Annotated in this window: 1 pseudogene; it reads left to right on the top strand. The window is 49.6% G+C overall.

What is annotated here, in order from left to right:
* Positions 1 to 12: 12 nt before the first annotated feature.
* A pseudogene (locus AAEZ03_RS27080) lies at positions 13 to 278 on the top strand (hypothetical protein); the annotation flags it as partial.

Here is a 278-nt window from a genome sequence, read left to right as displayed (position 1 = left end):
GACCGAGAGTTTGTGCTCGACAGTTTGCCTGGTGACGCAAGTGCCCGCCAATATCACCGTATCCAATTGGTTGATAACGATGCTGACACTGCGCGTTATATTGTCATGGATTCTGCTGATGAGCAAGACGCCTTGCAGCAGTTTATTAATGTTGCGAAGCTAATGACACCCGCCATCAATGTGCCAACGCTGGTTGCGCAAGACGTGGCAAAAGGCTTTTTGGTGTTACAAGACTTTGGTACGATTGAGTTTGCCCATTTACTCGTCGAGGCGACGCC

This window comes from Pseudomonas sp. HY2-MNA-CIBAN-0224, from assembly GCF_040310285.1.
Lineage (GTDB): Bacteria > Pseudomonadota > Gammaproteobacteria > Pseudomonadales > Pseudomonadaceae > Aquipseudomonas > Aquipseudomonas helleri.
This window is presented reverse-complemented; position numbering and strand designations above follow the sequence as displayed.